The organism is Streptosporangium sp. H16 (genome assembly GCF_051918855.1).
Classification (GTDB): Bacteria; Actinomycetota; Actinomycetes; order Streptosporangiales; family Streptosporangiaceae; genus Streptosporangium.
This window is the reverse complement of sequence record NZ_JBPXMD010000001.1, coordinates 632,900-645,558: the sequence shown is the minus strand read 5'-3', so window position 1 is coordinate 645,558 and position 12,659 is coordinate 632,900. Positions and strand designations below refer to the sequence as shown.

Below are 12,659 nucleotides of genomic sequence, written 5' to 3'. Positions count from 1 at the left end.
TGGGACGGCGACGCCCGGGTCTCCGATCGGAGACCCGGGCGTCGCCCTCGCGAGCCGCGCGTCATCGGCCCCCGGGGCCCCTCACCTCGCGCTGGACGGCCTCGGGATCCTCGGCGCGCCCCCGCGGGTCGGGGGCGCGCGCGACGGCCGCGTCCGGTCCCCGGACGCTCAGGGAGTCGGGGCGGGGGTCGGGGTCGGGGTTTCCGTCACGGTGGGGGTCGGCTCGGGGGTGGGGACGACCGGCGTCTCCGTGGGAGGCAGCGGGGTCTCCGTGGGCGGGAGGGGGGTCTCCGTGGGGGGCGCTGGGGTCTCCGCGGGAGGCGGCACCGTGGGGGTCACGACGGGCGGCGTGGGGCAGATGCTGGGCTCGCGCCACTTGCCGATCCGCCACTTGCTGAGGGACCACCAGTCGCCGCCGCGCCAGAACTTCCTGCTGGGCCGCGTCAGGTCGAAGACGTAGGCGGCCGTCGCCATCTCGCCCGTGGTCGTCTCACCCGGCGTCGTCTCACCGGGCGCCGGGGCAGGCAGGGTCGTCTCACCGGGCGCCGGGGCAGTCGGCGTCGGGGCAGGCGGCGGCATCTCGCCCGGAGCTGTGGCGGTCGGCGTCGTGACAGGCGGTGTCTCGCCCGGCGTCGGGGCAGGCGGCATCGTCGGGATTGTCTCACCCGGGGTCGTGGCGCCCGTCGTCGTGGCGGTCACCGAGACCCAGTCTCCCTGCCTGACCACGTTGCCCCGCCGTCCCGAGAGGGACTTGGTGGAATCGGTGATCGCGTACACCTTCTCGAAGCCGTCCTGGCTTCGCACCGTGATCGAGTCCTCCGCCACAGCGATCGCCTCGCCGGTCTGGGCGAACACCGTGAAGCCGCAGCCGTCCCTCGCCGGCAGCACGAACTCTCCGTGCAGCGCGCCGGGGAACGCCACCGGCGGTATCTTGGGCGGCGTCGTGGCGGTGGGAGCCGGGGTCGGGGTCAGCGTGGGATCCGGGGTAGGTGGCTCGCTCACCGTCACCGTCACGCTGGGAGTCGGCGTCTCCGGCGGCGCGGGAACGGGCGGCGGCGATGCCGCTGACGCCGAGGACACCCCGACGCCGCCCGAGGCCGCCAGCACGACGGCGGTGGCGAAGACCATCGGGCGCGGAATGCGCCAGGGTGTTCTGCCCGATCCGCTCGACGACACCTCGTTGGAACCGCCGGGGTTTGTTCGCGTCACCTTGTCCTCCATCTGGTTTGATCCGAAACCAGCGGGGGCGTCGAAGGGGTGCCTACGCCCGCCGCCGGGACCGAGGACCACCGCCCGGTCGTGATCCTCCGTCCAGGGCGCGGGGAACAGTGCCCGCTTCACGCGAACCCATGCAAGCAAAATAAGTGCACGACACCCTAAATCGGGCTTTTCAGCAGCTCACCACCGTGTTTAAAAATTCCAATTTCGACCAGATTCGTCCCTGCGACGCCCCGCATGCCGTCGGAGGTCTCACACCCGGGGGGCACCCGAATCCCGTACGGGATGTCCGGCGGGATCCTCAGTCCGCCACGTCGCGGCCGGCGACGACCCTGCCGACGCGAAGCCTGACCAGCCACTCCCCCGGTACGCCGTTGCGCCGGCCGAACTCGCGGGCGCGCTCGCGGCCCATGTACCGGCCGCCGATCTCGGTGGCCCACCTCAGCAGCTCGTCCGTGTCCGCGGAGAGGGTGACGAGTCCTTCGATCATGACGTAGGAGAACGGCGGGGTCTCGTCGTCCACGCACAGGACCACCCTGGGGTCGCGCCGCAGGCTCCTGCCCTTGACGCTGCTCTCGTGGGTGGTGAACACCACGTCGTCCCCGTCGAGCACGAACCAGATCGGCGTCACGTGCGGCCTGCCGTCGGCCCTGACCACCCCGAGCTTGCCGGTGCGCGTCCCCGTCATCACGAACTCACGCCATTCGGCGTCCGTCATCTTCTCCATCCGACGATTGTCGTCAGCCCGTCTCCCGGACGAGCGCCGGGACACGCCGCCGGGCGCGTGCGCGCCTCGGCGTGCTCAGGAGTAGGCGGCGACCATCCCGACGACCACACCGGCGAGCGAGACGAGCGTGAGGAGGCATCCGAGGACCACGGCGGCCCGGCGGCCCCGCCGTGCCCCGGAGACGTGGAGGAGGACGTACGGCAGGAAGCCCAGCACGCCGACGCCGAGGAAGGGCATGGTCAGCGCGGCCAGCACACCCGAGGTGCCGGTCGGTACGGCGCGGTCGCCCTCGGGGGTGAGCCGGGCCCGCCTGACGTCACCGGCGGTGGAGTCGGGTGAGGCGGCGACCGGGATCGCGTCGCCGCCGCCGTCGGGCGCGAAAGCGCCCTTGCAGTCGTAGCGGCCCTGGCCCAGGTCCTCGCACGAGAGGACCGTGAGCGTGCCGGGGACGCCGATGGAGCCCGTCGCGAGCTTGAGGCCGGGCACCGCGACCACGAAGGGCAGCACGCCCAGCCCCGTCCAGAGGACCAGCAGGATGGCCATGCCGACCTTCCCCGGCGTGCGTCCCGGGCCGGGGGCCGGCACCGGCTGGAAGGCGTTCGCGATGTCGTCGAATGCGCTGCTCATGGGGAGAGGATGGGGCACGCCACTTGTGAACTACCTGTTCATGGCTTGTCGCGGGTCGCCCTGGCCTCCGCCTCGGCGGCGTCCAGCTTGGCGGCCTCCTCGGGGGTGGGCGCGGTGCCGCCGAGGTGGCGGGGCTGCCACCAGACGCCCGGCGGGATCTCCGGGTAGCTCCGCTGCGCCTTGTCGAGCATCTCGGCCATGCGCTCGCGCAGGTCCGCGGTGACGGCGTCGTAGTCGTCGCCACGCTGGGGGTACATCGGCTCGCCGACCTGGATCGTGATCGGCACGTGCCGCTGCAGCAGCTTCTTGGGGTGACCCTTGGTCCACAGCCGCTGGGTGCCCCACAGGGAGACCGGGATCATCGGCACCTTGGCGCTGACGGCCATCCGGACCGCGCCGTTCTTGATCTCCTTGATCGTGAAGGACCGGCTGATCGTGGCCTCGGCGAACACGCCGACGACCTCGCCGCCCTTGAGCGACTTCAGCGCCGCGCCGAACGCGGCGGCCCCGGCCGCGCGGTCGACCGGGATGTGGTGCATGCCGCGCATCAGCGGCCCGGAGATCCGGTGGTCGAACACCTCCTTCTTCGCCATGAAACGCACCAGGCGCCCGGAGGGGCGCGCGGCCAGACCGGCGAAGATGAAGTCGAGATAGCTGATGTGATTGCTGACCAGCACGGCCCCGCCGGTCCGCGGGATGCGCTCCGCGCCCTCGATGCGGATTTTGAGGTCCAGCGCACGGAACAAGGTCAACGCCGCCCCGATGACCGGGGGGTACACGATCTCAGCCATGGCTGAACCGTACCTCAGCTCTCCCCCCGGCCCGACCTCCCCCGATCCTCTCCCGGACGCCCTCGCGGGGCCGGGCCTCAGTGCCCCCTGAACGCCTCCTCCAGCCACCACGATCCGCGCGCGCGGCTGACCCTGGCGTGGACCAGCAGGGGCCGGTCGCGGTCCCCCTCCAGCCACCGGGCCACCGCGACGAGATCCTCCCGGGCCCGTACGGTGACCGCCTCGCAGCCGAAGCCGCGGGCGACGGCGGCGATGTCGGCGGGCGGGAAGGTCACGGTCTCCAGGGGGTGCCCGTCCGGGCCGAAGTGGTGCACCTCGGCACCGTAGCCGTCGTCGTCGTACACGACGATCACCATCGGCAGGCCGAGCCGTACGACCGTCTCCAGCTCGGCGACGCCCATCAGCGCGCCGCCGTCGCCCAGCGCGGCCACCGGGAGCCGGTCCGGCTGGGCCAGGGCCGCGCCGATCGCGGTGGCAAGGCCGAGGCCGATCGACTGGAACGCCTGCGTGAAGCAGAAACCCCGCTCATCAGGGACATCGAGAAACATCGACGGATATCCCATGAAATTTCCGGAGTCGATGGAGACCACGCGTTCCGCGGGAAGCAGGTCGTCCAGCGCGATCGTCAGCGTCCGGGGGTCGATCCTGCCGTCGCCGCTCTCGTCGGTGTAGGGAACGTCCCGCCAGCGGTTCTCCCCGGCGATCCGCGCGGCCAGCCCCGCCGAGCGGTACCCGGCTCCGCCGGCGCCCGGGACGCCGGCGCTCGCACCGCCCGGGGTTTTCGCCTCGTCACGCGACACGCCGTCCCCGTCCCCGTCACCCTCGCCCTCGCCCTCGCCCTCGCCCTCGCCCTCGCCCTCGCCCTCGCCCTCGCCCTCGCCCTCGCCCTCGCCGAGCAGGCGAGTGGTGGCCCGCGCGGTGAGGGCGGCGTCGCCGGCCACGCCGAGGTGGACGGGCCGGTGAGCGCCGAGCGCGGCCTCGTCCAGGTCGACCTGGACGACGGTGGTGTCGCGGCCGATCAGCGTGCCGTGGCGCATGGTCCACATGTTGAGGGCGCAGCCCCAGCCCACGAGCACGTCGGCGTCGCGGATGAGCTCGACGGTGAGCGGCGAGGCGAACCCGCCGCTCACGTCCAGATCCCACGGACTGCCCCGGAAGAGCCCCTTCGCCACGGCGGAGGTGGCCAGCAGCGCCCCGGCCCGCTCGGCGAGCTCCTCGATCTCGCGCCGGGCCCCGCGCGCGCCCCGCCCGGCCACGAAGACGGGACGGCGGGCCGCCGCGAGGATCTCCGCCAGCCGGGCGACCCGCTCGGCCCCGGGTTCCCGAGGCGGGACGGCCTCACCGGATCCCGGCCACCGGACGGCCTGCCCGGACTCCGGTACGGCCGCCCCTGACCCCTCCCCCTCCGCGACGACCGCCGGAGCCTCCAGGCCCGCGTCCGGGACGGCCAGGCCCTGAACCTCCAGCGGAAGGTTGAGCAGGACCGTACGGCGCCCGTCGCGGGCGGTGCGGAATGCCTCGGCCGTGTCGGCGGCGGCGGTCTCCGCCGACCCGATCCGCATCGGGACGGCGCCCACCGCCTCCGCCAGCGCGACCTGGTCGACGAAGAAGTTCGAGCGGGGCTCGGTCACCTCTCCGGCCAGCACGACGAGCGGGGTGCGGCTCTTGGCGGCCTCGGCGATGCCGGTCATCGCGTTGGTGAGCCCCGGTCCCTGGTGGACGCTGAGCACGGCGACCTCGCCGCTGAGGCGGGCGTAGGCGTCGGCCATGGTCGCCGCGCCGCCCTCGTGGCGCGCGGCGACGTAGCGCGCGCCGTACGCGACCAGGGCGTTGGTCACGTGGAAGTTGCCGCTGCCCACCACCCCGAAGGCGGTGCCCACGCCGAGCGAGGCGAGGGTCCGCCCCACGACCTCGGCGACGTTCACCTCTCGACCAGGGCCAGCACCCGCAGCGGGCTGCCCGAGCCTCCGGCGATGGGCAGCGGCGGGGCGACGACCACGGCGCCGGTCACCGGGAGCCGGTCGAGGTTGCGCAGCTGGGTCAGGCCGTACTTCCCCGCGCCCAGCAGGAACGAGTGGCACGGGAAGGCGGGGTCGAAGCCGTGCGCGGCGCCCGCGTCGGTACCGACGGTCTCCACGCCCAGCCCGGCGATCGGGGTCTCCTCGGCCAGCCACCGGGCGCACTCGACCGAGACGCCGGGCGTGTGCGGGCCCGTCTCGTTCGCGTTCAGGAAGCGCTCCTGGTCGTGGGAGCGGGCGTCCCAGCCGGTGCGGTAGAGCAGCCATCCCCCCTCCGGCAGCGGCCCGTTGGCCTCCTCCCATGCCTTGACGTGCGCGATCTCCAGCAGGAAGTCGGCGTTCTCGGCCGCCTCCGCGGCGAAGTCGAGGACCACGGCCGGGGCGATCAGCCGCTCGACCGGCACCTGCGAGACGTCCTCGCCGTCCTTGCCGGTGACCCAGTGGACGGGGGCGTCGAAATGGGTGCCGGTGTGCTCGCCCGTCACGATGTCGTTCCAGTACCAGGCGGGGCCGCGGTCGTCGTAGCGGCTGATCTCCTTGAGCGCGAACGGGACGGTGTTGCCGAACGGCTCAGGCAGCCGCAGGATCGGCGTCTCCGACGACAGTGGCGCCGTCAGGTCGATCACCTCGATCCCGCCGTTCCGGATGCTCTCCACCAGGTTCCGCAACACCGACATGACGCCTCCAACGGGATTCCAACGGGACAGGACCTCGGCAGATCCTCCTACAGCGCCGTCTTCGCCCGCCACCTTCGCGTACCCACCGGTCCTCCCTGCCCGGCGACGGCCGCGCGCCGGTCCCGCCCGCCCCGGTCCGGCCGGGAATCGAGGCCGGGAATCGAGGCCGGGAAGACGGCTTCCGCGGTCGATGCTTGCCATCGCCCGCGAACAGGGCGAGTTTGGGAACTGTGAAAAAGCTCATCAACGATGTCGAGTCCGTCGTTCCCGATGCGCTGCGCGGCGTCGCGGCGGCCCATCCAGGGCTGCGGGTGGACGTGGACAACCAGATCGTGTTCCGGGCCTCGGGGCCGCGCCCCGGCAAGGTGGGTCTGGTGTCCGGCGGCGGGTCGGGGCACGAGCCGCTGCACGCCGGATTCGTGGGGTACGGCATGCTCGACGCGGCCTGCGCCGGTGAGATCTTCACCTCCCCGGTACCCGACCAGATGATCGAGGCCACCGCGGCGGTGGACGGCGGGGCGGGCGTCCTGCACATCGTGAAGAACTACACGGGCGACGTGCTGAACTTCCAGATGGCCGCCGAGCTGAGCGGCGAGGAGGGGGTGCGGGTGGAGAGCGTGCTGGTCGACGACGACGTGGCCGTGCGCGACTCCCTCTACACGGCGGGACGCAGGGGCACCGGCGCCACGCTGTTCGTCGAGAAGATCGCCGGGGCGATGGCCGAGACCGGCGCGCCGCTGGCCGAGGTCGCGCGGGTGGCCAGGGAGGTCAACGCCCGCAGCCGCTCCTTCGGGATCGCGCTGAGCCCCTGCACCACACCCGCGGCGGGCATGCCCACCTTCGATCTCGCCGACACCGAGATCGAGCTGGGCATCGGCATCCACGGCGAGCCCGGCCGGACGCGCTCGGCCATGCGCCCGGCGCGCGAGCTGGTCCACCTGGCGATGGACGCGATCCACGAGGACCTGCCGATCTCCGGCGACACCCTCGTGATGGTGAACGGCATGGGCGGCACCCCGTTGATCGAGTTGTACATCGCCTACGCGGCCGTGGTGGAGCACCTGGCGGAGAAGGAGGCGCGGGCGGCGCGTAACCTTGTCGGCAACTACGTGACGAGCCTCGACATGCAGGGATTCTCGATCACGGTGTGCCGGTTGAACGAGGAGCTCACCCGGTTGTGGGACGCCCCCGTCGAGACCCCCGCGCTGCGCTGGGGCCGCTGATGGCCTCCGGCACGGACGCCGCCCCGAGCACCGCCCTGAACACCGGCACGAACACCGGCACCGATACCGAGACACACACCGACACGGACGACACCGAGATGAACACCGCGATGGACACCGCCCTTTTCGCCGCCTGGATCGAGGAGACCGCCAGGACCGTCGCCGCGGAAAAGGAGCGGCTGACCGGCCTGGACGCCGCGATCGGCGACGCCGACCACGGCATCAACCTCGATCGGGGTCTCACCGCGGTCACCACGGCCCTGGCCGGCAAGGAACCCGGCACCCCGGGATCGCTGCTGGTGCTGGTGGGCAACACCTTGATCCGCAAGGTCGGCGGGGCGTCCGGCCCCCTGTACGGCACGGCGTTCCGCGAGGCGGGCAAGACGCTGGGCGACACCCCCGAGGTGTCCGTCGCGCAACTCCACGCCGCCCTGGAGGCCGGGCTCGCGGGGGTGCGCAAGCTGGGATCCGCGGCCGAGGGCGACAAGACCATGGTGGACGCCCTCGCCCCGGCCGTGCGGGCGCTGGAGGCGGCCGCACAGGACGGGAAAGACCCCGCGGAGGCGGTCGACGCCGCCGCGGCGGCGGCCCGTACCGGAGCCAAGGCGACGATCCCGATGCAGGCCCGCAAGGGCCGGGCCAGCTATCTCGGGCCGCGCAGCGTGGGCCACGAGGACCCCGGCGCCGCCTCCACCGCGCTCATCCTCTCCGCCCTGCACGCGGTGGTGGCGCGATGACCCGGCACACGGTGGTGGCGCGATGACCCGCTCCCCGCTCCGGCCAAAGGCGGGCGGCCGCCGGCTCGCACCCGGTCGCGGACCGGCCGGCGGACCCGTGGTGGACCCGTGGTAGGCATCGTCCTCATCTCGCACAGCGGCCCGCTGGCGGCCGAGGTGGCGCTGCTGGCCGCGCAGATCGGCGGCACGAACGTCCCGCTGGCCGCCGCGGGCGGCACCGAGGACGGCGGCCTGGGGACCAGTCCCGACCTGGTTGCGGCGGCGATCGAGGAGGTGGACCGGGGAGACGGGGTGATCCTCATCCCCGACCTGGGAAGCTCGGTGCTCACCGCCCGGCTCTTCGCGGACGAGCGTGTGGTCATCGCCGACGTGCCGTTCGTGGAGGGGGCGATCTCGGCCGTCGTGTCGGCGGGCACCGGCTGTGCGCTGCCGGCCGTGCTCGCGGCGGCCGAGGAGGCGAGGACCTTCCGCAAGCTCTGACGCCCGGAACCCCAGCCCCCGGGGAGGGCGGGGGGTCCGGGCGTGCACGCGAGGCCGGGGCGATGGTGCGGGGATCGTCCTGGTTCGGCGGACGCGCGAGACGGGCCGGCGCGTGACCAGGTGGGGACCGTCCCGGTTCCGGCGGACGCGCGAGACGGGGCTAGCGCGTGGCCAGCAGGCCCTCCAGCAGGCCGAGGACGGCCTGGACCGGAGGGGGCGTGGTGCCGAACTCCACGTCGGTCCCGCTGACGGAGTCCATCACGCTGACCGAGCTCTGCGGCAGCCCCCAGCGCTCACCGCCGTCGTGACCCACGCCGACCTCGATACCGGCGAAGGTGACGTACTCCCAGTTCTTGAGTTCCCTCCTGAGCGCCTCGTGGCCGCGCACGGTGGCCCACTCGGCGACGGCCGCGAGGATGTCGCTGAGCGTGTTCTCGCGCTCCTTCAGGTCTCCGGACTGGAGTTCCTCGATCTGGCGGTCCAGCTCGGCGCGCTGGGCGAGGAGGGCGTTGAGGTCGCTCATAGGGGGGCCTTTCAGGGGAGGTGAGAGGTATGCGGGTGGAAGCGGCACGTTCTGTCGAAGGTCGTTCACGAGAGGATCGGGCCTCCACCCGGGCAGAACCCCGCCGCGATCCGCGAGCTGCCGGAGGCTTCGCCGATCGCCGGAGAGGACATTGCCGTCATGCGTCACATAATGGTGCCGTACGAGCCCACCCGGCGTCGATCCGTCTCGGGGAATCATCACCGCTCAGAGGCATCCGGCATCGAGACGGCCGCTCGTGTCGTCGTCTCTCCCGCCGCCCGGCGGCCGCCCCGGGAGCGGCGGGTCAGGGTACGGCGTCGTGAGAGCGGGCGGTGAGGTCGAGATACTCTTCGCGGCCCAGCGTACGGACCTCGAAGCCGAGCCCGCGCCGTGCGGCGAAGCGGTGCGCGTCCTCCGGCGGCCACGGGCCGGGCAGGTGGCGGACGGGCCTGCCCTCACCGTCCACCACGAAGAGACCGGACAGCTTCTCGTGGCGGTAGACCATCAGCCCGGCCGCGCAGCCCAGGTCAGGCCCGATCTCCAGGTCGTCGGGGACCATCCGCGCGCCGAGCCCGACCCGCAGCGCCCTCCCGTGCGGGACGCGTGCCGTCCTCCCGCGCGGGACGGAGAGGTACGGCCCCCCGGGTGGCCCAAGCGCGGCACCGCGCCGAATGCGCGAGGCGTGCCACGCCTCGCGCACGGGCTTCAGGACGACGAGCAGGGGGGCGAAGAAGACCGCCAGCCACTTGGCGTCCAGCAGGTCCAGCAGCATCCCGCCCAGTGCGGACAGCCCCCGCCACGCGAACCAGCCGCCCGTCGTGACGACATAGGCCATCGCGAACAACCCCGCCGCCCCGGCGCAGACCGCGACGGTCTTCCTGGCCCTGGACATCCGGGGGACCTCCAGCCCGGTGAGGCGCGTCCAGCCGGGGGCCCGCCTGCTCAGTGCGGTGCGGACCACGCTCGACGGCGCCACCAGGGCATCGTGCACGGGAAGTCTCCGGCCGGCCGCGAAGGCGGCCACCTCATGGGCCGGCCACTCGCCGGGAAGGTCGGCGAGCACCAGCCCGTCGGCGTCGAGCACGGCCAGCCCGGTGAGGGAGCGCGTCTCCTCCTTGCCGGAGACGAGCACCCGGCGCTCGTACCGGTAGTGGTGCAGGGCGGCGGGCGCGAGCCGCAGCGAACGACCCGCCACCGGATCCGCCGCGACCAGCGTCCGGCCGTCCCAGCTGAGCGTGGTCGCCGGGCAGGGCGTGCCCTCCAGCGCCCCCTCGCACGGCCGGAGCTCACCGGACACCTCGTCGTACGGCCGGAGCCGGAGCGCCACCTCGTGGGGAGAGTAGTCGCCGCGCACCGGCAGCCCCACGTCCGCCGTGTTGCGCCACCCGCGCGCCCGGGTCTCGATGTCGGCGTAGCCCTCCCGCTCCGAGGCATGGGACCGATACTCGAAGAGCAGCCCGGCGTGCACGGCGAACGCCTCCACCAGATGGCGGGGCCTGGCCCCCGGGGAATCGAGCATGCCCCTTTCCGCGGCGTCCAGGACCGCGACCCCGTGGACGACCCCGTTCTCGCGGGGAAGGCGGTACATGACCAGGCGTGCCGCGCGTTCCTCACCGGTGAGCGGCAACCGGATCGGATGGCGCCCCGGCACGTCGACGACGAGACAGTCCTCGTCCACACGCATCTCACACCCGCCCCCGGCGAGCGATCGTGTCACCCCTATCGCTACCCCTGCCTTTCCCCCTGGCGATGCCTCTCGCTTTCCTGGAACGACGCATAAAGCACCCATAAAGTTCCAACGCCGAGATAACATCGTCTCTGATGTTGACGAGGTTTCCATGTCCGCCCTAACATCGTCTCCGAAAGAGACGATGTTCGATGTGTCCGTGGACGCGGGACCCCGCCTCGGGCGTGGTAGTAATGGGACCCACGGAGGAGGCCGGACAGACAAGTTGGTGCGCCATGACCGAGCACTTCCTCGGCGTTCTCGGTGTCGGCGAGGCGCTGGGGGTGAGCCGGCACGCGGTGCACAAGTGGCGCTCCCGCCATCCGCGCGATTCGCGTCACCCCTTTCCCGAACCCGACGTCGAGGTCGACGGAGCCCCCGGCTGGCGGGCCGATCGGCTGGAGGAGATCGCGCGGTGGCGCGACGGCCTGCCGGGCCGCGGCGCGGGCGGAGGCCGTCCTTCCGCCGCGCGTCAGGAGTACCTGAGAGCGGCGGCGGCGCGCGGCCTGGACCGGGACGAGGCGGTGCGCGCACTCGGCACGTTCACCGAGGAGTTCCCCGAGATGACCGAGCCGGAGATCTGCGCCTGGCTCATCGAGAAATGGCGCGGCTAGCACCTCCGGCGACACACACCAAACGGAAGGCGATGACGCATGCCCGAAATCGGGGGAACCACCGCACCGGGGTTCGAAGGCGTGCGCGAGGCGTTCGCGGCCAACCTGGTCGGCGGGCAGGAGGTGGGCGCCGCGGTCGGCGTCTACCTGCACGGCCGGAAGGTCGTCGACCTGTGGGGCGGGATCGCCGATCCCGCGACCGGTCGCCGCTGGGAGCGCGACACCCTGCAGGTCGTGTTCTCCACCACCAAGGGCGTCACCGCCGCCTGCGCGCACCTGCTGGCCCAGCGGGGCGAGCTGGACCTCGACGCGCCCGTCGCCGAGTACTGGCCGGAGTTCGCGGCGAACGGGAAGGAGCACATCCCGGTCCGCTGGCTGCTCACCCACCAGGCCGGGCTGCCCGTGATCGACCACCCGATCACCCCGGCGGAGGCGATCGTCTGGGAGCCGATGGTGACCGCCCTGGCCGCCCAGCGTCCCGCCTGGGAGCCGGGCACCGAGCACGGCTACCACGCGCACACCTACGGCTGGCTGGTCGGAGAGGTCGTCCGCCGGGTGACCGGCCGCAGCCTCGGCACCTTCCTCGCCGAGGAGATCGCCGCGCCGCTCGGCCTGGACCTGTGGATCGGGCTGCCGGAAACCGAGCTGCACCGGGTCAGCCGGATCGTCGCCGCCCCCGTCGACCTGGACGCGTTCGCCCGGATCGACCTGGACGCCCTGCCCGAGCCCGCGCGCGAGGTGATGCGTGCCTACGCCGATCCCACCTCGCTGACCAGGCGGGCGACGAGCGTCATCACGCCGATGCCGAACCACGACGACCCCGCCGAGCAGGTCGCCGAGATGCCCTCCACCAACGGCATCTGCACGGCCCGCGCGCTGGCCCGCTTCTACGCCGCGCTCATCGGCGAGGTCGACGGGCATCGCGTCCTCACACCCGCCGCCCTGGCTGCGGCGACCGCGGAACAGACCGGCGGCGTCGACCGCGTCCTGCGGGTGCCGGTCCGGATCGGCACCGGTTTCGGCCTGCCGACCCCCGACGCCTTCTGGTACAGCCCGACCGCCTTCGGGTTTCCCGGCTACGGCGGATCGCTCGGCTTCGCCGACCCGGCGACCGGCCTCGCCTTCGGCTACGTGATGAACCACATCCAGGAAGGCGTGCCCGACCGCAGAGCCGCCGACCTCCTTGAAGCGGTCCACGACGCGATCGGGGCCGGGGCCCGATAGGACCCCGGCCACGACAACCCGGCGTGCGGGCGACGGGGAGGTACGGGGCCGGTCATCCTCCCGGCGTGCTCGAA

13 protein-coding genes are annotated in these 12,659 nt (G+C 72.9%); 5 read left to right on the top strand and 8 right to left on the bottom strand.

Going from position 1 to position 12,659, the window contains the following annotated elements:
- Positions 1-168: 168 nt before the first annotated feature.
- The 6 genes from ACTOQ2_RS02715 to ACTOQ2_RS02690 form a co-directional block, all read right to left on the bottom strand.
- Complete coding sequence (locus ACTOQ2_RS02715) at positions 169-1,209, bottom strand: hypothetical protein (protein ID WP_440098017.1); 1,041 nt, start codon at positions 1,207-1,209, stop codon at positions 169-171.
- A 310-nt stretch (positions 1,210-1,519) separates the two neighbouring features.
- Positions 1,520-1,945, bottom strand: coding sequence for a PPOX class F420-dependent oxidoreductase (locus ACTOQ2_RS02710; RefSeq protein ID WP_440064832.1), 426 nt, complete (start codon positions 1,943-1,945; stop codon positions 1,520-1,522).
- 75 nt (positions 1,946-2,020) lie between these two features.
- Entirely contained in the window at positions 2,021-2,572 is a 552-nt protein-coding gene (locus ACTOQ2_RS02705; RefSeq protein ID WP_440098015.1) for a hypothetical protein, read from the bottom strand.
- 38 nt (positions 2,573-2,610) lie between these two features.
- Positions 2,611-3,363, bottom strand: coding sequence for a lysophospholipid acyltransferase family protein (locus ACTOQ2_RS02700; protein ID WP_440064836.1), 753 nt, complete (start codon positions 3,361-3,363; stop codon positions 2,611-2,613).
- 77 nt (positions 3,364-3,440) lie between these two features.
- Positions 3,441-5,288 (bottom strand): thiamine pyrophosphate-binding protein, encoded by a 1,848-nt coding sequence (locus ACTOQ2_RS02695; protein WP_440098013.1) that lies wholly within the window; start codon positions 5,286-5,288, stop codon positions 3,441-3,443.
- On the bottom strand, positions 5,285-6,058 hold the full coding sequence (locus tag ACTOQ2_RS02690) for a cyclase family protein (RefSeq protein ID WP_440064840.1): 774 nt from the start codon (positions 6,056-6,058) through the stop codon (positions 5,285-5,287). Before ACTOQ2_RS02690 ends, ACTOQ2_RS02695 begins: the two co-directional genes overlap by 4 nt.
- A gap of 230 nt (positions 6,059-6,288) precedes the next feature.
- On the opposite strand from ACTOQ2_RS02690, the gene dhaK reads away from it, so the two are divergent.
- The 3 genes from dhaK (at position 6,289) to ACTOQ2_RS02675 (ending at position 8,498) form a co-directional block, all read left to right on the top strand.
- Positions 6,289-7,281 (top strand): dihydroxyacetone kinase subunit DhaK, encoded by a 993-nt coding sequence (gene dhaK / locus ACTOQ2_RS02685; protein ID WP_440098012.1) that lies wholly within the window; start codon positions 6,289-6,291, stop codon positions 7,279-7,281.
- On the top strand, positions 7,281-8,018 hold the full coding sequence (dhaL, locus tag ACTOQ2_RS02680; RefSeq protein WP_440098011.1) for a dihydroxyacetone kinase subunit DhaL: 738 nt from the start codon (positions 7,281-7,283) through the stop codon (positions 8,016-8,018). The genes dhaK and dhaL overlap by 1 nt, the downstream gene beginning before the upstream one ends.
- Before the next feature lie 108 nt (positions 8,019-8,126).
- Positions 8,127-8,498: a PTS-dependent dihydroxyacetone kinase phosphotransferase subunit DhaM gene (locus tag ACTOQ2_RS02675; protein WP_440064846.1), complete on the top strand. Its 372-nt coding sequence runs from the start codon at positions 8,127-8,129 to the stop codon at positions 8,496-8,498.
- Between the two features lie 160 nt (positions 8,499-8,658).
- Here ACTOQ2_RS02675 and ACTOQ2_RS02670 read toward each other — a convergent pair whose 3' ends face one another.
- Both ACTOQ2_RS02670 and ACTOQ2_RS02665 read right to left on the bottom strand, forming a co-directional pair.
- Entirely contained in the window at positions 8,659-9,021 is a 363-nt protein-coding gene (locus tag ACTOQ2_RS02670) for a hypothetical protein (RefSeq protein ID WP_440064848.1), read from the bottom strand.
- 304 nt (positions 9,022-9,325) lie between these two features.
- On the bottom strand, positions 9,326-10,699 hold the full coding sequence (locus ACTOQ2_RS02665) for a hypothetical protein (protein ID WP_440098010.1): 1,374 nt from the start codon (positions 10,697-10,699) through the stop codon (positions 9,326-9,328).
- Positions 10,700-10,983: 284 nt separating this feature from the next.
- Here ACTOQ2_RS02665 and ACTOQ2_RS02660 point away from each other — a divergent pair, with 284 nt between their 5' ends.
- The gene (locus ACTOQ2_RS02660) at positions 10,984-11,361 is read left to right on the top strand and encodes a hypothetical protein (RefSeq protein WP_440098008.1); all 378 of its coding nucleotides are present in this window, start codon (positions 10,984-10,986) and stop codon (positions 11,359-11,361) included.
- A 39-nt stretch (positions 11,362-11,400) separates the two neighbouring features.
- On the top strand, positions 11,401-12,585 hold the full coding sequence (locus tag ACTOQ2_RS02655; protein ID WP_440098007.1) for a serine hydrolase domain-containing protein: 1,185 nt from the start codon (positions 11,401-11,403) through the stop codon (positions 12,583-12,585).
- The last annotated feature ends 74 nt before the right edge of the window (positions 12,586-12,659 follow it).